At 46.5% G+C, this 19,364-nt stretch carries 13 protein-coding genes; all 13 read right to left on the bottom strand.

Annotated elements, in window-relative coordinates; translation table 11 throughout:
* Positions 1 to 22 precede the first annotated feature (22 nt).
* On the bottom strand, positions 23 to 3,592 hold the full coding sequence (locus FSB84_RS00570; protein ID WP_130543507.1) for a SusC/RagA family TonB-linked outer membrane protein: 3,570 nt from the start codon (positions 3,590 to 3,592) through the stop codon (positions 23 to 25).
* A 149-nt stretch (positions 3,593 to 3,741) separates the two neighbouring features.
* Complete coding sequence (locus FSB84_RS00575; protein ID WP_130543506.1) at positions 3,742 to 4,938, bottom strand: FecR family protein; 1,197 nt, start codon at positions 4,936 to 4,938, stop codon at positions 3,742 to 3,744.
* 81 nt (positions 4,939 to 5,019) lie between these two features.
* Entirely contained in the window at positions 5,020 to 5,523 is a 504-nt protein-coding gene (locus tag FSB84_RS00580) for an RNA polymerase sigma factor (protein ID WP_147121999.1), read from the bottom strand.
* A gap of 321 nt (positions 5,524 to 5,844) precedes the next feature.
* On the bottom strand, positions 5,845 to 8,535 hold the full coding sequence (locus FSB84_RS00585; RefSeq protein ID WP_207234324.1) for a hypothetical protein: 2,691 nt from the start codon (positions 8,533 to 8,535) through the stop codon (positions 5,845 to 5,847).
* Positions 8,536 to 8,537: 2 nt separating this feature from the next.
* Positions 8,538 to 9,329: a glucose-6-phosphate isomerase family protein gene (locus FSB84_RS00590; protein WP_130543504.1), complete on the bottom strand. Its 792-nt coding sequence runs from the start codon at positions 9,327 to 9,329 to the stop codon at positions 8,538 to 8,540.
* Positions 9,322 to 11,085 carry a class I mannose-6-phosphate isomerase gene (locus FSB84_RS00595; protein WP_130543503.1) on the bottom strand — a complete coding sequence of 588 codons (1,764 nt, stop codon included), beginning with the start codon at positions 11,083 to 11,085 and terminating at the stop codon, positions 9,322 to 9,324. Before FSB84_RS00595 ends, FSB84_RS00590 begins: the two co-directional genes overlap by 8 nt.
* A 4-nt stretch (positions 11,086 to 11,089) precedes the next feature.
* Positions 11,090 to 11,497 carry an ROK family protein gene (locus FSB84_RS31345; protein WP_262713786.1) on the bottom strand — a complete coding sequence of 136 codons (408 nt, stop codon included), beginning with the start codon at positions 11,495 to 11,497 and terminating at the stop codon, positions 11,090 to 11,092.
* A 44-nt stretch (positions 11,498 to 11,541) separates the two neighbouring features.
* On the bottom strand, positions 11,542 to 12,042 hold the full coding sequence (locus tag FSB84_RS31350; RefSeq protein ID WP_262713787.1) for an ROK family protein: 501 nt from the start codon (positions 12,040 to 12,042) through the stop codon (positions 11,542 to 11,544).
* 9 nt (positions 12,043 to 12,051) lie between these two features.
* Positions 12,052 to 12,609 (bottom strand): glucose-6-phosphate isomerase family protein, encoded by a 558-nt coding sequence (locus FSB84_RS00605; RefSeq protein WP_130543501.1) that lies wholly within the window; start codon positions 12,607 to 12,609, stop codon positions 12,052 to 12,054.
* A 6-nt stretch (positions 12,610 to 12,615) separates the two neighbouring features.
* Complete coding sequence (locus FSB84_RS00610; protein ID WP_130543500.1) at positions 12,616 to 14,808, bottom strand: glycoside hydrolase family 15 protein; 2,193 nt, start codon at positions 14,806 to 14,808, stop codon at positions 12,616 to 12,618.
* 3 nt (positions 14,809 to 14,811) lie between these two features.
* Positions 14,812 to 17,832: an alpha-L-rhamnosidase-related protein gene (locus tag FSB84_RS00615; protein WP_130543499.1), complete on the bottom strand. Its 3,021-nt coding sequence runs from the start codon at positions 17,830 to 17,832 to the stop codon at positions 14,812 to 14,814.
* A gap of 30 nt (positions 17,833 to 17,862) precedes the next feature.
* Positions 17,863 to 18,126 (bottom strand): RagB/SusD family nutrient uptake outer membrane protein, encoded by a 264-nt coding sequence (locus FSB84_RS31610; protein WP_147122473.1) that lies wholly within the window; start codon positions 18,124 to 18,126, stop codon positions 17,863 to 17,865.
* The gene (locus FSB84_RS00625; RefSeq protein WP_147122001.1) at positions 18,051 to 19,352 is read right to left on the bottom strand and encodes a RagB/SusD family nutrient uptake outer membrane protein; all 1,302 of its coding nucleotides are present in this window, start codon (positions 19,350 to 19,352) and stop codon (positions 18,051 to 18,053) included. Before FSB84_RS00625 ends, FSB84_RS31610 begins: the two co-directional genes overlap by 76 nt.
* Positions 19,353 to 19,364 lie beyond the last annotated feature (12 nt).

Below are 19,364 nucleotides of genomic sequence, written 5' to 3' on the forward strand. Positions count from 1 at the left end.
TGAGAAAAATTCATTGCTACTATCAAAATTCAACCTGCAATCCTATAGCAAATGATTTAGGTGCAGGGTAATCGGCGTTTGGAAAATCAGGATCAATGCCGTGTTTATTAGCTCTCCATAATATGCCCAGGTTTCGTGCGTAACCATATATACGAATCATTTTTGCATGTATTTTTCCGGCAATCGATTCGTTTATCGAATAACTTACACTAACATCCTGCAGGCGAATGGCATCTCCTTTTGTGATGAGCTCTTCAGAATTCATATAAACAGCCCATCGCTGGTTGATATTATCCGGCGAGTATGCAGGCACCTGCGTGAATAATTCATCTCCCGGTTTTTGCCATCTTTTAAAATAATCCATATGATAAAGCGCGGCGGTGGCGGAATATTCTCTTCCTGGTAGCATAGATTTTCTTCTGAATACATATCCTGTTTTGAATGCTACAATGGCGCTTAGTTCCAGACCTTTCCAGCTAAGGTTATTTCTTATCGTGCCGGTAAAAGGAGGAACAGTTACCCCAGAAATAAGAATATCATTTTTGCTTAATGAATTGTAATATGTTGCATAGTCATGGCTTACCTCGCCATTAAGGTAAATAAGTGGCTGGCCGGTTAAGGGGTTTAAGCCATACCAGGGTAAAGCATAGATCAGGTCTACTGATTTTCCCAATTCAACAGGAGGTCGTCCTGTAGTAAGGAAATCGGCTATATTGCTTACAGCGGGCTTATTAAAATGTGTTATTTTATTACTGCTATAATTCAATAATAAGGTAGTTGTCCATCCTATTTCTCCGGTCGTATTCCGGGAAGTGATTTGTATATCCATTCCCAGGGTACGCAATGCAGCATAGTTTATTTTATAATTGGTGGTGACGCCCGTAGTAGGGCCCATCATATTATTCCCCAACAAATCTTTGGCATGTTTGCTATAATATTCAAAACTACCCGAAATACGATTATTCAATATTCTCCAATCTATTCCCCAATTGGAAATATTTACCTGTTCCCAACGGAGGTAGGGATTACCGGGGTGCCTCAGGGTAGCAACCGATAACCCATTTTCAGCATAGGTGCCGAGGGAGATAGTGGGATAGTGGCTCTGGCTTTTGTCGATATTGCCTGCACTACCCACAGTTGCCCTTAGCCGCAGGTAGGAAAGCCAGGAGACGTCATAAAAATGTTCCCTGTGCAAATCCCAGCTGCCTCCCAGAGACCAAAGCATAGTGCCGCGCTGGTTGCTCTTTACGCCTAACAAATTACTGCCATCCCAGCGCATGCTGCCACTTAAACTATACCGTTGCAAATAAGTATAGGAAGCATTACCAAAATAGGATAAGAACCTGTTGATGATCCTTGTATCGGTGGAGGTTGAAAACGGTATCTGTGCCGTTCCGGTTGGGCGTACCGGATAGCGGGTAATATAGTCGTACCGGGCTATCCCCTGCCATGTTTCTTTATTATAACCATATAGCGTAGTTCCGGGTTGCGTGCCGCTAACATTTTCACGTATCTCCACACCACCAAGTGCAGAAATTTCGTGTTCACCTGCAATTGTTTCACGGTAGTTCAATTGCAATCTTCCTGAATGAGAAGATAATTCTCTAATACCATCAAACATCTTTATTGCATCATGCGGTATAACTTTTGTGCCATTCGTCTGTGTATACCTGTTTACCAGATTACGTACATAATAACTGGTCTTGTCGTATAATGACACCTGTTTACTACTATTAGTATGATGCTGATAACTTAATTCGGCATTAAGACTTTTGAAAAAACGGTACTTAATATTTGTATTCAACCGTAAATCCTGCGAGACAGTGCGGTTATCAACCAGGTATCTGTCTTCCATTGGTTTATATTGCCAGTTTAATAAACCTATGTTTTCAGCATTGTCCCGGTATGCAGAGCGATATGCTTTTGCTATGGCAGTTGGCATTCCATGCTCATCTGCAATTCTGTCGTAAATATCAACAAAACCTGCATTGTTGAAGAAATTCAGATCCCGATGCGACAGACCATTATCTATTTCCTGTTTTTTAGTAACCCATACAGAGCCGCTTATTTCAAGATCAGGATTTACCCTGAATGTATTTTGAATACTTACATTGATCCTGCTGTCTTTATCCAATACAACATTGCTCCTGTTTTGATCATACCCGGCAGACAATACATATTTATGGTTGTTGCCACCCCCATTTACTCCAATTGCATATTGGTCGTTAATACCGGGTTGATAAAGATATTGTGAAGATTGTGCCCGGAGATCGTTATTACGCATAATGGTTTCCTGTTTCGTAAAATCATCCGGATCAATCAGTCCATCCCGTTGTTTGATCAATAGTTCAACATAGGAGGGCAACAGGGTTTGGGTGTTAATAGTATAAGCACCCCGCGTGAACAGCTCCTTCTGCGCCGCCATTACAACAGGAGCCGGCAGGTAGTTCTGATTATAAAAGAGATCAGGCTTTTCAAATACAGTAATGTTTTTATTGAACGTAACCCTTACCGGTTGATTATACTTTCCTTTTTTGGTGGTTATTACGATAACACCATTGCCCGCGCTGGCGCCCCAGATACTGGCTGCTGCTGCGTCACGAAGAATAGTAATACTTTCTATATCATTTGGATTTATTGTATTAATATCACCATCATAAGGAAAATTATCAAGTACAATAAGTGGACCTCTCAGGCTTTCTTCAATTGTACTCAATCCCCGCACACGAATTTCAGGTTTACCTTTTACATCTTCCCCCGCAAGTGTGCTGCGGTCGAACAGCAGGCCGTTTGCAATTCCTTCCAGCCGCTCCAAAATGGTGCCTCCTACGGCTCTGTTGAGCATTGCATTATTTATATGGGAAAAACTTCCTGTAGCCCGTTCCTGTGGTAACTCCTGGTAGCCGGTATTAAACTTCACTTCTACAGCTTCGATATTATTTTCTTTCTGGACCAGCTTAATTCTGATTGGTTCAGCATTTTTGATTATCAACTCTTTTTCATGGAATCCAATATAACTGATCACCAGTTTACTGCCCGGTGTTGTATTGATTTCAAAATAACCTTTATCGTCACTAATCGTAGTACCATTCTTCCCTCTTATACGAATGGTTGCCCCGGCAAGCGGTTGGTTATTCAATCCTGCGACATAGCCTTTGACTTTAATCAGCGTATCCTTTAAAAGATTCAATGTTCCGGTTGATTCAGGTCTACGGTCGGAACCAGGTTTGCGAGAAACCAAAATAGTTTTATTGCCAATCTTGAATTGCAAAAGTGGTTGAGATCTAAAGACTATTTCAAGAAATTTTTCTATTGAAACATCTTTAACAGATAAAGAAACGGGTTTTGCCAATTCCTTTATAGAATTATCATATAAGAAAAGATAACCCGTCTGCTTTTCTACTGAGAAAAACACCGATTCGAGGAGCACTTCTTCTCCGGAAAATGTCACATTTTGAGAGACAGCTTTGGCACTCACATTGAGAAAACCAAGGGTTAAAAATAAAGTCGTTAGTTTCATAACTAACAGGGTTTGGGTGAAATGACGATTGCTCCCACGAGCCGACCAGCCACAAAAAGCAGTTTTTTGCATACTTTCGTATTGTTTGGGTGATGTAATACCGTCCTTCCCGGGACTATTTTATGTTACCCCAGACATCCAGCCAGTGATGTTATCGCATTACTGGCTTTTTGTTTGGGTACTCTTTATTTTAGATCATTAGCCTTTTTCATCAACACTATCTAAAGTACTATCAATGTTTTTTCTTCCATTTTACATTTAATCCCCATGTCGCGTAATCCATCTAACACAAAAGACAGCTGCTCATTCCTATACATTTTCCCTTTTAGAATATTAGCAGGAACAGGTCCTTCATAGCGAATATCAATATCGTACCATCTCGCCAGTTGAGCCATCATCGCACGGACTCCCAGTCCATTAAAATCAAATATTCCATTTTTCCAGGCCAAAGCCTGGTTAATGTCAGCGGTGGTTAAAATGATCTTGCCAGATTGTTGAAGGTCTTTATCTCCTGTTCCCGACGCAATTGGTTGCAGTGCCTGTTGTCCGGGTTTTAGGATGACTGAATAGTTTTTAATGGTAGGGGTATTATTTGGCAACACGCTTACACTACCTTCTATCAGGGTCGTTTTAATATAGCCATCATCGTTGTATGAATTAACGTTGAAGCTGGTTCCCAACACCTGCACGGATGATTGTCCGTCCACATCAACCCAAAATGGTTTTGCTTTGTTTTGCGCTACTTCCAGATAAACCTCACCAGTAACTTTTATTTTTCTGTTTTCATTATTAAATGCAGACGGAAAACTAATGCTGGAAGCAGCATTCAGCCAGGCTTTGGTACCATCTGGTAATACTATCTGGTACTGCCCGCCATTGGGAGTAGCAAGCATTATCATCGTGCCAGATTCGGATAATTTTTCACCATCCGCATACGTAACGTCATTGCCAACCCTAATACCTGTTTTATCAGAAGAAAGATCAATATTTTTATTGTCAACAGTCAGCATCGCCTTATTGGTTCCGGGATGGATATCTGCTGGAACGATATGCGCTAATACTGTATCAGATTTAGTTGATTTTCGATCAGGAGACACAACAATAGCGGTGATGATGCCACCCATCAGTATAATTATTGCGGCGGCATAGCGGAAAAACCGGCTACGCAGAAAATGAAGGCGGTTGGCTGAGATACGTGGCGGCTCACTATTTAACTGGTTTTCGATGCGAGTATACAATTTTTCCAGTCCTGGCTCAAAATTGAACTGCCCATTCTTCAGATGCTCCAGGATCAGCTCCCTGGCCTGCTCTTCATTGGACCTGCTCCCGAGTGCAGCGGTCAGTTCCTGCCTTTCAGGTTCTGTAAGCGACTCCTGCAGGTAGCGGTCCATTAATAATGCGAATCTGTCTCTGGTCATAAATCTGTCTGTACTATAAAGACGGCGTAAAAGGGAATTGACTAAGTAGCGTTGAATAAAAAAAATGGTCTTCCCGAAAAATTATGACCACCCGCGAAGTAATATGAGTACAAGAATGGTATTTCCGGTATTTTCCTTTAGATATGTTTTCAGAAAATTCAGGGATAATACGATGTATTGAGCCACTGTCACTTTATTGATCCCCAGTTCTTCGGCGATCTGTTCATGCGTTTTTCCTTCCAGGCGGCTCATACGAAATACCCGCTGTCGTTTTTCGGGCAACTTATTAATGCCATTTAGCAATAGCTGGTAGGATTCTTTGTATTCCATTTGCAGGGCCGGTGTTAACGGATCCGTATCCACAGTGGCAGGTACTGGCGCCTGTATTTTTTTTCTGAAAGAGTCGAAAATAAGATTGCGGGCTATAATAAAAAGCCAGTTCTCAAAACTAGCCAGGTCCGGCAGTTTTTCCTTGTTGCGCCATACCCGCAAAAAAACGTCCTGCGTCAGTTCCTCCGCCATTTCCGCCGATTTGGTATAGGCTATCGCCTGGGAATACACGGTTTCGCCGTAAGCTCTAAGCAACTGCCCAAAAGCCTGCTCATCCCTGCCGCAATGCGAAGAAGCAGGTCCTTTTCATTATATGTTGAAGCTGTATTCAATATTTCCTTTTAATAAATAGTCGCCGCAAACTATGATAAAAAAGGAAAATGGGACAAGATCAATTTTCAAGTACTACTTATCAGTTTTCAAGTTTATTCCTCCAACGCCATGATAAAAGTGCAATAAAAACCCGGACATCATTTCTGATTCCGGGATTCTCATTAAAGTAACCTAAAAGATTGGACAGAGCAATAAAAAACAACTATCCGGAGAGTAAGTGTCCGCTCGCTTTTATCGGGATTTCTATTGCATCATCACATTCAAACAATCAATATAAGCATCATTCATGTATTTACGCGAGAACGACATATTGTTATCAAAACCTTTCTGCTCGGGATTCAGCTTCAAATGTACAATATGCTTTCCCTTCGTCACATTCTTCAAAAGCAGTTGATTGGAATTTGTCCAGGTTTCCCAATTGCCTGAAGACTCCAGTATGAAAGTACCGGCATCTTTACCATCGAAGAAGACTGACCGGATAAAGCAGTACACATCGTGCGGGCCATGTCCATTGGACCCGCGTAGCGAAATAAGATAATCGCCATCCTGTGGCAGTTCAATTTCAAAATTGACTGGTGCAGGGCTGCTTGAGAGATCACGCACATAACCCGAACCGGAAAAACCTTTTGCTTCCGCTGCGATCCCTTTGTTGCCAGCCCTCTTCTCCGCTTCATAACGTGCCGTGAATGATGAATGAATCGCTGGAGCAGAAAGATCCGACCTGAAACCTTTGCCATCTTCTGCATACACTGAATAGAAACCATTCGGCCTGCCTTTGAGTGAATACGGAGCAGTTGCGGGCTCTTCCAATCCAGGCCCAACCACTTTGTAAGTCAGTCCCGGCAAAGCTTCCCAGCTGATGACAGTATCAGCTTCCTGAAGAACAGGTTCAACCGGCGACCAGCATTTTTCCGGACCGGCTTCCACCAGATTCATATTATTATTCTTCGCTCCCTCCTCCATTTCGATCCGGATCTCGAACTTTCCACTTGCGGTGGAAGGCAGCGTAAAAGGCAATGACTGTTGTTGACCATTGACAGTTAACCGGCGGACCTTATTACCAGTACCTGTTACCGTTATATCCAGCACCGCATTCCTGTACTTGAATCCCTGCAGACTGATCTCTCCATGTACCAGGTCTGCCGGCACTGTTGGCGAAAAAGCCAACCCTTCCTCTGTCATATTCATTCCAAAGAGCATCCGGTATACCATACTGATATAGGAGGCTACCGACCATAATTGCCGGTCTGAATTCAGTGCAGTATTCTGATCGAAGCCGGTTTCATAGGTCATATTCTCTTTGTGCGTCAGGAACATGGCGCCCTGGCGTATTTGAGATTTCATGAGATGACTGGCCACGGCCATATTACCAACAGACCCCGCAGTATACAGCAACGGCGTTTGCCAAACCACCCAGATACTTTTATTGTGATAGGCAAAATCATCGGGAATGGTAGGAAACAATACCGCTCCTCCATAGGGATATAACGGATACTTATCCACGATACCTGTTATCTGCCCCGGTGCTGCAACACCTAACAATGCACACAGACCATTAGACATGATATCAACACGGTCAGAACGGCGATAGTTCATGAACGCCGGATAGAGATAAGCGGCATACAATCCTTTGTTGTCATCCCACATATATTTGTTCAGGCCTTCACGGATACGGCCGGCATATTGTTTCCACTTGTCTGTTTCCTGCTGCTCCATTCCCAGGATCATTGAAGCTTTCCGCAGGAATTCATAAGAAAAGAAATGCAATGCATTGGTGCCGCTGGAAAATGATTCACCGATATTCTCATTGGAGAACCAGTTGGGATAGGTATGCGTACGCCAGTCCATGGAACAGGCTTCCCCGCGGAACAGGCCAATCTTTTCATCGAAAGCAACATGAATATCTTTTTGGGCAGTATAACGGAGACTCTCATACGCTTCTGCCAGCCATGCTTTATCACCTGTTACCAAATAATACTCCCAGGCGGCCAGTGCCCATACCACGCGGTCGGTGGAAATTGGCCAGGATCCGCCAGTACCGGTATCCTGCAAGGCTTCCTTTGGATTCTTCAGGGTTTGCTTGCGAAGAGTGCGTACAGCAATATCCTGGTGGATCCAGGAAAAGGCAAAATAAATACTGTATACCACATCGCGCGTCCAGGTATCAGGCCAGAGCGCTCCTGTCATGAAAGTGGTGTCTGTACGAAGATTCAGCTGCATCTCTTCCAGGGCCATATTGTACAGGGCCACCAGCATCGTATTGTCCTTAGCTGTAAAACGGGGGAAGGCTGTAATATCTTTTTTCAGTTTCCATTCATGTCCCTTTCCATGATAATCGGACAGGATCAATGAATCGGATATGGCGCGCGAAACACGATCACCCAGAAAAGAAGCGTCCACCACGCTATCTGAAAAAATAGAAAAAGGTAATGGACTGCCTGCTTCGCGGACCACCGTCCAGTGAGTTGAAAAATCGGTATTCCGGTTACTGGTTTTCAGCACAAGGCTTCCTGCTTCCTGGGCCAGTATCCTGTTATTGCCGGCCTGCTGATTGGTGAGCGTATACCAGCTGCAATTCTTCATATGCCGGATATCGAATCCTTTGAAATTCCAGGTGGTGGCTATCTCTGCAGCATTATTTTCAGCAGCGCTTACCACTTTGCCATCACTGGTAACGCTGAGATAATGGCCTGTCTTTTTATTGCGCATACGCACCTGCGCAGAATCAGTAGCTTCCATCACCCAGCGATAACTGTCGTCAGCAGGTTGTTTGCCGGTTTTGAGCAATCCATCGTCTTCATAAAAATATTCACCGGTCTCCCTGCACTGGAAGCTCCATTCCGAGTAAGGCTGATTTTTCTTTGCTGCTACTTTGCATCCTGCGATTGCTATACCTGACAGGATCATCACAATGGCTATTAATCGTTTCATCATGCTCAAGGTTCAAAATTTTCCCAGGCAGCCGCCACCAGTTGCGGACGCGGCACATACAAAAATACCTCCGGGTTGGATTCGAAAGTTTGATAAATGGATTTTCCCGGTTCGATGCCCAAGTCGGGATATTGACGCGGTGATTTGCAAACCAGTTGGGAAGTTTCGTAATGAGGATTGGCCTGCCAGCGAATGATGCCCTCTTCGTCGAACACCGGAAACCAGGCAATGCCTTTGTGTTTCCGCACGCCGTCATACACAAAACCATAGTCACGATCGCACCAGGCGCCGAATGTGAGCGGCTCCCTGCTGTTGGCGCTGATAGTGGCATGCGCCCAGTTGGGAGGCACTATCACCACATCGCCTGGTTTCGCATATACTGCAAAACAACGACCGGGATCGTCCTCCGCCGTTTCCTGCATATAAATAATGGCTTCGCCAGTCCAGATCTCATACACTTCAGGAGTGGACCAGCCACTGTAAGGCGAGATCTTGTGGATATGCCCCTGGCTGCGGATCGGCTCCCGGCCCAGTTTTCCGGCTGCATAGGTTACCACGCCAAACAACAAATGCAACTCTTCCAATATCGCCCTGTGCTGCTTTCTGCCCACATCCATGGCGATGGTGTATACAATATCAGGACCACCGGTACCTGGATCCATCAGGCTTTTCCGGATATCATCCAATCTCCGGTTCTCTGGTTCCGGTCCAAACACATCTTCTCCATACATAAAACCCATCGGCTCAAAAGTTGGCCGGATATCGAAACCGGGATCATACATTTTTGATTCAGGCATGATTGCGTACAAATGCTTTTAAAGTGACACATTGTTTTCCTTCAGAGAGACCAAAAGGGCGGATTGTGTATGCCGTTACACCGGCAGGAACAATGAATGTTTCTGCATAGTGAACGATAAAAGGATCGAAAGCGCCATCGGGACTTTCTACCATCGCCTCCTCTCCTTCTACAAGATTCAGCACATTCACGCAGCCTTCCGTATGGTGAGTAACAGGTTGAGTAAACCAATGTCTGCGCGTTTCAATGAACTCGCGCTTGTGTAGTCCGGTACGTTCTTCATACCAGCCTTCGCCGGAAGCGATAGTTTTTTCCTGGTGCAATAGTTCTTTTTCCACCCAGGACGCAGTGCGCTCCCAACTGATGGAAGCCTTGCCATGGCCGATATTGATGGGTCGCGGACGGCCATCCAATCCCAAACGTCCCCAGTCCCATAATTTGAAAGTGAAAATATAAGGAGTGGCGCTGATCTCCAGTACCATGGAATTGGAGCCGGAACAATGTATGGTGCCGGCGGGGATCAATACATGATCATGTTTTTTGACGGGATAAGTCTGTACATATTTTTCAGCATCGAATGCTCCGGTGCTTTGCGCTTGCTGCAATTCATTGATCATCGCTTCTTTATCGATCCCTTCTTTTATTCCCAGGTAAACCACTGCATCATCGGCGGCATCGAGAAAATAATAGCTTTCGTCCTGCGTATAGTGCATTCCAAATTTCTCCTGGATATATTCAGTGAGCGGATGCACCTGCAGGCTCAGGTTGCCGCCTTCCATCGTGTCGAGGAAATCAAAGCGGATCGGGAACTCATCTCCGAATCGTGCATGAACCGGATCTCCCAATAACTGTTTGGGATATGCGAAAACCAGGTTACTGGCAGGGATCTCGAATTTAATATTGTCGAATCCCAGCAGCAGGCTGTTCTCTTCCGGAACACAATCGAAACACCAGGCGAAATTGGGTGTATTGCGGTCCAGGTCGCAGACTTCTTTCATCCATTGTCCACCCCAGGGGCCGGGATCGAAGAAGGGAACTACACGGAATGGTGTTTGCGTAGCCTGGCGAAGACCGGCCAGTACAGCTTCTCCTGTTGTCATTTTAGGATTGCCGGGGATATTGGTATCCAGCACAAGATCCCAGTGCGGCATCAGTTTCTTTTTAAAACGGTCGCAGATCCGCCAGTCCACGAAGAAAGCGCGTTTGTATTGCAGTGATGCGCGTTCGTCTGCATTCTGTACACCGATATTGCTCACTGCATTTTTTCTGAAGCGCATCTGGATCTCCCAACGCGCCATATCAGCATACACCAGCAGGTCATATTGTTCCTGTATATAGGCAGCTCCTGTGCCATAAATGAATATGAGATCGTGCTCCGCGTTTTCGATACGTTGCCGCAGGGATGCGGTTTTATTGTGATCGAAATAACAATCGATGTTGCGGCGGGTCATATAGCCGAAAATTTCGTCACCGGTAATATCATCCTGTAGTAATTGATCCAGGTCAGCGCTGCTGCGCATTGCTTCTGAACTGTTGAAGAGCATGGCATTTTCAAATCCTTCCTGTAAGGCGTCTGCGATCTCCTGTTCAAATACGCCCTGGTAACATTCCACTACAACGATCTTTTTCTGTCCATCCCCCTTCGTAAGTTTCCTGCCCAGTTCTTTCAGAATAGCATTCCATCCCTGCCAGCATTGATACTTACCGGCAGGCATTTTCACAAAAGGGTATTTGTCATAATTCGACTTTCTCTTCATGATCTTATTTATTGACCGATTGGTACTGTTTTATTAAACGATATTCTATACCCAGCAGGGCGGCCTGATCGCCGGAAGCGGCATTTACGATCTCTACATGTCCGGAGGGGCACCAGGCCAGTCTGCCCACGCGCTCCTGCAGGTATGGGAGGATCACTTCACTGCTTTTCAGGATACCGCCACCCAGCACAATTATACTGGGATCATATGCGTGAATGCAGTTGACCAAAGCAGCAGCCCAGATATCCATACAGTTGTTCCGCAATGCAATTGCTTCCACATCACCTTCGCCGGCCAGGGCAAAAATTTGTTTGAAATCATATTCTTTTGCGCGGGCTTTGAAAGCGGCTGATAAGCCTGGATGTTCCTGGATGATGGCGGGGAGGAATGCAGAAGAAGCTAACGCTTCCACACAACCGCGATTTCCGCAGGAGCATGTTCTGCCTTTATAATCCACTACAAAATGTCCCCCAGCGAGCCTGCCTGAAAATGCTGGCCATAGAGTACTTTCCCTTCGAGGACCACGCCAGTACCAATGCCTGTACCGATGGTGAGCATCACTACATTCTGATGACCTCTGGCAGCGCCATATTGCCATTCACCGATCATGGCCAGCCGTGCATCGTTGTCCATACAAAAGGGGACGTTCCAGTTACTTTCTGCCCAGGCATTGAAGTCCACATCAAAAGCGTCATCATATTTCTGATTGGTGGAGATCACGGCATTCCGGACAGGGTCTACCAGGCCCGGGAAGGCCAGTCCCACTCCGCCCAATTGATCGGGCAGTACTTTGCTGCCGGCCATCAGTGCATTCACTGCCGATTCTATGAGGGGCAGGTTGCCCTTTACACCGTTGCCGGCGTTGGCTTCGAAGATCTCGAATGCTTTTACCTGCCCGTTGTACATCAGGCCTGCTTTGATCAGAGTTCCCCCTAGGTCTATTCCTATTCTGTACATGCGTTGTATTTAGATTAAGGTGGGTATTCCGTTTTTGTCAATTAACCGGCGGGCAAATCCGTTCTTCCGGATCTCTTCATAATTGTGACCAGCATCTGCCGGCCAGGATGCGCCGAAAGAAAGCAGCTGACTACCGGTATTGGCTACCCGATGCGCTACTCTTCCCGGAATGAAGTGAAGACTTCCGGGAAACATTCGTTCGGCCCATACTTCACGGTTCTCATTCATCAGAATCAATACGCCTTCACCTTTTATTCCCCAGTAATATTCCGCGCGGTCTATGAGTGCATGAAAATGTCCTTTGGTCATGAAGTATTCATTGCCCACTTTACCGGGATGGATATGCGTAAGCCCGAAATAGAGGCCGCCGGGCGTTCCTTCGGCAACGGGAAGAAAACTGCTCACTTCATATACCAGGGTTTCGGGGTCTGTCTTCCCGAATACCTTCGTGTCCTGGAATACATTGTCCAGATCTTTGATCCGGCGGGTGGCATGTTCAACGCCTTCTCCCTGCAGGATACCGCCGTTAAAAAAAAGTGTTGGATTACTTACTGCTGCACTTGTCATGTCTTTTTACTTTTTGTTTCGATGGTTGTATTGTTTCAATGGGATCGTGATCTTGTGGGGCCTGGAGGGATCCAGTACGATTGCTTTATCATGTATGCCCCAATTGCCATACTTCACTTGAATGGCTTTGCAATCATTACTGTTCAATTTTTCTATTTCCAGTATTGCATTTTTTCCGGCAGCATCCACCTGTACGCTGAAAGAAACCGGACCGAAAACGGTATGCAGGTTGCTGACACTGGTCTTCATGCCGGGTTTCAGCCATTCAGGCGGCATCCCTTCCAGCAGGTGCAGCTCATGGCCGCGGTCCAATACCAGCAGGTGCACTGCCAGACGAACGAATTCGGCGCTGGCCCAGTTGTGCGGCATATCGCCTACATATTTCGCCTGCAGGTCGCGGGGATTCTGTTCTTCACGCCAGGCATATAACGGTGATGCATGGTTGGCAAAAGCATACAATGATTCAATTGCCTTGTCTGGTTGGTTCATCCACAGGCAGGCATGTCCGTAGAAGCTGGCAAAATAGTTCCAGATGCCATCTATCAGCCAGCCTGTGCCCATTACCATACCTTCCTGCAAGGTGTTGTGCAGCATATTCATGGTGCCTGTCATCAGCGGGTCCTGGCTGTTGAATAATTGTCCGGGATAAACAGCCTGGCAGAATGCCCATTGCGCGCGTTGCGGAATGGAGCGGCGATCAGTTTCCATTACAACAGGGATATATCGATTGCCGAAATCATCAGTGCCGAGGTCGCGGGTAGCAGCAGCCTGGAAAACGGCGTAGAAATTATCGTATTCTTTTTTCAGGATGTTGGCATCCTGTTCCCGGCCGATCCATTCAGCAGCATGTATCATTGCTTTCAGACCGATCAGGTTCCAGTAAGTGTTGGTATATTCAGGTTTATCTTTCGCTCCCCATAGTCCTCCGTCGATCTCACCGGGGGGGATCAATCCGTCATCCAATGCTGTATTGTTTTGCAGGCTTTGATTCCGGAGGGTTTTGATATAGGAAACGATCCTGTTCAATTGCGGCCAGATGGAACGCAGCCATTGACGATCCTGTGTAAGTAAGGCATGTTGCACACAGGTCCATAACACGATGCCGTTCTCTTTCCAGTAATCATCGCTCATTTTACGCATGCCGCCATCTGGCTGCTGGAATGAAAGCATGTATTCTATTCCCTGCCGTGCATCCTTCCCCCTTCCCATCATGGTCACTGCTTCCAGCAGGAATGCGCCATCCACTATCCAGAGCCCGCGGTAACAGGTTGGGCCTACCTGGAAGGCAATACTGTCATGTTTCAATTCCCGCGCCTGCCATATTCCACGGAGCGAAGCATCTATCAGATCCTGAATCCCGGTATCGGGTACTTTTATATAATCGTACGGGATATCAGTCTTTGTTGTCCAGTAGTTGATGATCTCCCGGCGCAATGCATCTGCACGCTTCAATAATATTGCAGGATCTGCTTCCAACTGACGGGCCAGCGAAGAAGCCAGTCCATTATCATACACTGCGGCTATGCGTATTGTTTCTCCTTTGTTCACCTGAACAGGGGCCAGTTCCAGGAAGACCTTCCTGTTGGTATCGGCCAGATTATGTCTTACGCGAGCCACCGTTTCACTCAGGTAGAGATGCGCTGCCCTTCCCAGGGAATCGGTCAATGTTACTGTGCGGCCTTTCACTGTTACACGGCGGGTAGTATTCAGGGCCACGACAGGATTTATCAGTTGTTCATTACCGGTAGTATTGCTGATGGTTGTGAGTAAAAGATCTTCGCGGTTACCCAGTTTGGTGGAGCGGCCTGAACTGATATAATCCTGCCCAATGGCCATGGCTTCCTGTGTAATGGTCATTCCTGCATAGGTACAATTGGTGGTGACGATGGGAACGCGCGCATTGAATAGTTTTTGAGTTCCAATCTTTACACCTTCATCTGCGAGCAAGTGCACCACTGTTTGAAATCCCCGGTCATTGGCATAAGGGTAAAATTCTTTTCCGCCAAAATCGTACAGTAGTTGTCCCAATGGACCTACCAGGGTTTTACAGGTATCATCGGGATATGAAATACAGGAGACATGCCATTGCGGTGCGTAACGGTAATCCACCGTTCTCCATTGTGCGTGTGCTGGTGATAATCCCAACAGGCAGCTCAGCATGAATAATAACAGCCGTATCCTGTATTTATTTTTTTGCATGTCCTATGGAATTATTTGTAGTTTTTTCAAAATGGTTTCGCCAATGGGTTGCCCCACTACAGCAGGAGTTATCAACAGGTAACCGCCGCCGTTAGTATTGGCTATCCGGGCAATACAGGGATAGCGTTCAGTAGTTGCCGGATATAATAAATGTTCATTGGTTGTGGTATAGGCCAGCACTTCAAAGTTCCAGGGTTGGAACAAAGTGAAGTCAGTGTAGGCGGTACTAACGGGAATGTTTACCTGATCAATGCCTTCCAATCCGGTATGCTTTTCGAAACTGATACCGGATCCGTTGACAGCAAAGCCAAACAAACCGTTTTTGGTGCTCCAGGAATTGAAGAACTGTTCTGACCCCCAGTAGTTGATGCCTTTTCGTTTGGGCGTAGACAAACCCAGACCAGGTAATGCTTCATCGATGGGCTGCCAGCTTTTCTCATTTGTCATAACCCCGATATTCGCCTGGTTCTGCTCCGGTATTCCCATCTTCAGTCCATCATTGATGAGTTTTACTGTGATAGTATTTTGTTGGTTGAAACGGAAAGCCTGCCAGGCAGTGGTACCTGGTCTAATGATGTATAGCCGGCTTAACATTTTGTACCGGTGTGTATCGGGATAACCTGTTTTAGTTGGATATTCATGGCGGATGAATGGTTCCATATCCCGGTAGTTTGCTACGGGCTGGTTATTGATGAAAACGCTGTCGAGACCAGCCAGCGCACCAAGCTCAATATAAAGTGGGCCATCAGCATAAGCAGCAGGAAGAGAGAATGAGGTAGTATAGTATCCATCTTTCTTTTGCCAGTTGCTTAGTGCTGTCTTTTTTCTTTCAGCTAAGTATTGGTACCAGTCGATGATACCGCATTGCTCTCCCAGGATGCCGGCTCCGTCTTCATCTGTCTTTGCATTGGTACTGGCTCCATAGAAAACCACTGTTCCACCCTGCTCAACAAATTTTTCCAGGATGGCCTTGACCGGTTTTCCGCTATAAGTGAATAATGGTAAACGGTTGCCGGTGATCACCAGTTTGGCAATGGGTCCGCCGGGAAGCTTTTCCAACTGGTCTATATTTAACTGCTCAATATTCAATCCTGGTGCAACAGTATGGAAACGGGGATCATAGAATACGACTGCCTTTCCCTGCTTCATCGGCCCTACCGCTTTTTTGGAAACAGGCTGATAGTTGAATGTTGCCGGAACAGGCGCTTGCCATAATTTTTTTTCAGCGCCGGTTACCACAGCGCTTTCCATATTCCTTACATAAACTTCTTTAATGCGTGGATCATTCACCGTTATGTTCAGTTTTCCATCCTTGTAATTCAATACAAGTGATCCACCGGGCGTGGGTATGGAACAATCATAACTGGTCCAGCCGGACGGTACCGCAGGCATTACTTTTACTTTCGTCCACCCTGGCACCATCGCTTCTACTCCCAGCAGGTCTTTCACAACAGTCTCCAGCAGATTGCCGGCGGCGGTGGCAAAAACATTCCCGCCCGTTGATATGCCGGTGGTATCGAGTGTTTCTTCGAGCAGGCCGGGATATTTTTCGTCTTCGATGGTGGCAGCTGCAAGATCCAGCAAATGCCACGCACCGGTAGTATCGTTATTTTTGAAACGGGCTTCGGCTTCCCAAAGGTTCCACCAGGGCCATACACGAACGTTCTGGTCATTGTCCAGACCAACATGGTTCATGCGTGGGCGGATGGTGACTGAACCGTAATCGCACCAGTTATGTTTTTTCAGAAAATCAAGTGTTTGCTTCGAGCGCTGCTCATCGGTGGCGCCGATCTTCAACAGCATCGCCTGCGATGCCTGGGAACTGCGGCGGCAAACGCCATCCCATAAGAGCATATTGCTGAAATAGCCTTTATCATCATTCCAATACTTTGTATTCAGCGCATTCACTGTACGGGTATACAAAGTCTGTAATTTTTTTGCATCTTTTGAATTTCCAATAGCTGCTTCGATGAGTGCTGCATAGTTCAGCATGGAAGCATACATGGCATTGGAGGCCAGTGTTTGTACGCCGTTAGTGCTCAGCATCATGATCATATGGTCCATAAAGTCGGTCACATCGGTGATCAGTCCGTCTTCATCATAATCACGTTTGATCCAGAAATTCACCCAGGGCCGCATCAAAGCGGCATCTTTCTTCAGTGTATCTAGGTTGCCGGAGAACTGGTACCAGGTCCAGATGGAGCGCATCGTCCAGCCAACTTCCGAAGCAGTGCCACCCTGTGATGGGTCATTGGAATTCTTGCAATCTTCCGGTTGCATCATCGCATAACGCTGCAGGTCATACGAAAGTGATTTCCTCGCCATCTCTTCACGGCCCGATACCAGTGCGCCGGGCAATAATCCTGATCCCAGGTCGCGGGCCCAGATATCGAGCCAGCGGAACAGTTCACAATACATCATCTCACCATTGTAGCTGAGGTCCAGCAGGGATTGTGAGAAAGCAACTGCTTTATCGAGTGTTGGCTGCGGCGAACGCAATACCAGTTTGCTGCGATAAGGTTGCTCCAATGCCTGGCGGAAACTGCCGGAAGTCAGCTGCGGCAGCTTTCCATCTTTTTGCAGGAATATGGTTCGTTTCTTTCCGGCTTCCTTTTCTTCGTTGCGCAACAGGGAATTGGCAGGGTCAGCTGAAAGCCGGGTATCCACTAACGGGCTTGTTTCCACGAGGATGGTAAACCCTGATCCCTGAAGCACTCCATATGTTATATTGATCGTATCTCTTCCAACACGGATCTCATAGGAAGCGCCGCCCGGAAAAACAGCAGAGTTCCATAAGGTACTGGATGGAAGCAGCTCTTCATCCTGCCTGAAGAACCGGAACATGCCTTCCAGTTTCAGCCCCCTGGCTGCGAGGAAACGGTCAGCAGAAACTTTTATGATGAATCTGCCATCCCCCACCAGCGCCGTTGTTGCCTTACCGGTATAGCGCAGCGAAAGATCTTCCTGGCTCCTGAGCAACAACGGCGTCAGGAAAAATAAAAAATGGGACAGCAAAAATTTCATCCTTGAATTGCTTATTCTTTTGTGAAATACTTAGTAGCCATCGTTCTGGGTCAGGTGTGGATTCTTGTCCATCACCGTCAGTGGAATGGGGAACAAATAAGTATGTTTATCGGCCGGATCGGGATTGGGTTTGAAATCCCAGGTGCTTCCAAACTTATCGAAACGGATGAGGTCGTTCCTTCTCCATCCTTCGAATACGAACTCAAATCCACGCTCTTTCAGCAGCAGGTCAAGAGTGAGTTGCGCATATGGTTTGGGGTAGTAAAGTTCCGGCCACGCACTTCGTTTACCAATGCACGGGCAGCAGGTTCATTGGCATTACTGAGCCTGAGCAGGTTCTCGGCTTTCATCAGCAGGATATCCGAATACCGGAAAATGGCAAAGTCGTTGTTCATATGCGTTCTGCCGCCTTTTTCCACTTCCCATTTGAACAAGCGCGCTCCTTCATTTTCATTGGCGTTGGCATAATTCACAACATCGATGGTATAGTTCAGTTGAGTGATCCCATCACGGGTGAAGATCGGCTGTCCACCGGGTGTGCTTTGTGGTCCGATCAGGAATGAACGGCGGCGCGCATCATCTGTATCGAAGGATTTCACAAAACCCGGTACAGCACAGGGACCATTCCAGGAACTGAACTGCACATCGAACGCCACGTATTGTGAGTAATGCCACGACATCTGGTATGGAATGAAATATCCCCGGAAATAATCTGCATCATAGGGGATCGCCCAGATGTTTTCTACGGAGTTTTCATTCTTCACTTTGAAGTTGTTGAAGATATCAGGTTCCAGTTGATACTTTCCGGAGTTGATCACACTATCGCAATAATCCATGGATTTCTGCCATTGGGGAGTACCGGTATACACTTCCGCATTCAGATACAGTTTGGCCAGCAATGAGTAGGCAACCCACTTGGTTACTTTGGTATAAGTGGCCATGTTCTTTTCTTCTGACAGATCTTTTGCCGTAGCAAGCAGTTCAGATTCTACAAAATCATACACTTCTTTGCGGGTATTGTTTGTAGGCAGTTCTCCTTCGAAGGAGGTTACGATGGGCACATTGCCGATATTATCGAGCATGATAAAATACCAGAAGGCGCGCAAGGTGCGCAGCTCGGCATAGATCCTTTCTTTGTTCTCGATCTCAACAGTGGTATTGTCCAGCAGGTTGAGGATCTTGTTGACGGTAGCCACCTGCTCGAAACGCCAGAAATCAGGCGTTTCGCGGGCAGACCATTCATGGGTATGATAACGGAGATGGATACCCCCGGAATACCAGTCGAGCCCGCGGGCGGGGATCATATATTCATCGGAAGTGATTTCCTGCATCCAGAAATCATTGTTTACATAACCGGCCAGCGTACCATAGGCAGGCCCTATCAGGGAATTTATCTCTTCCGTGGTGCCACCAAAATGATCCTGGGGAATAAGACTGTACAGATCCTCATCCAGCTTGGTACAGGCGCTCAGCATCGTACAGGAGAGCAAAACAGCGGTGATCAGATATCTGAATTTCATGATGTGGATTGT

This window comes from Pseudobacter ginsenosidimutans, assembly GCF_007970185.1.
In the GTDB taxonomy this organism is placed as follows: Bacteria; Bacteroidota; Bacteroidia; order Chitinophagales; family Chitinophagaceae; genus Pseudobacter; species Pseudobacter ginsenosidimutans.

Coding starts and splice junctions, on each gene's coding strand:
- FSB84_RS00570 (WP_130543507.1), bottom strand. CDS start 3,592: ATGCAAAAAACTGCTTTTTGTGGCTGGTCGGCTCGTGGGAGCAATCGT.
- FSB84_RS00575 (WP_130543506.1), bottom strand. CDS start 4,938: ATGACCAGAGACAGATTCGCATTATTAATGGACCGCTACCTGCAGGAG.
- FSB84_RS00585 (WP_207234324.1), bottom strand. CDS start 8,535: ATGATGAAACGATTAATAGCCATTGTGATGATCCTGTCAGGTATAGCA.
- FSB84_RS00590 (WP_130543504.1), bottom strand. CDS start 9,329: ATGCCTGAATCAAAAATGTATGATCCCGGTTTCGATATCCGGCCAACT.
- FSB84_RS00595 (WP_130543503.1), bottom strand. CDS start 11,085: ATGAAGAGAAAGTCGAATTATGACAAATACCCTTTTGTGAAAATGCCT.
- FSB84_RS31350 (WP_262713787.1), bottom strand. CDS start 12,042: ATGTACAGAATAGGAATAGACCTAGGGGGAACTCTGATCAAAGCAGGC.
- FSB84_RS00605 (WP_130543501.1), bottom strand. CDS start 12,609: ATGACAAGTGCAGCAGTAAGTAATCCAACACTTTTTTTTAACGGCGGT.
- FSB84_RS00610 (WP_130543500.1), bottom strand. CDS start 14,808: ATGCAAAAAAATAAATACAGGATACGGCTGTTATTATTCATGCTGAGC.
- FSB84_RS00615 (WP_130543499.1), bottom strand. CDS start 17,832: ATGAAATTTTTGCTGTCCCATTTTTTATTTTTCCTGACGCCGTTGTTG.
- FSB84_RS00625 (WP_147122001.1), bottom strand. CDS start 19,352: ATGAAATTCAGATATCTGATCACCGCTGTTTTGCTCTCCTGTACGATG.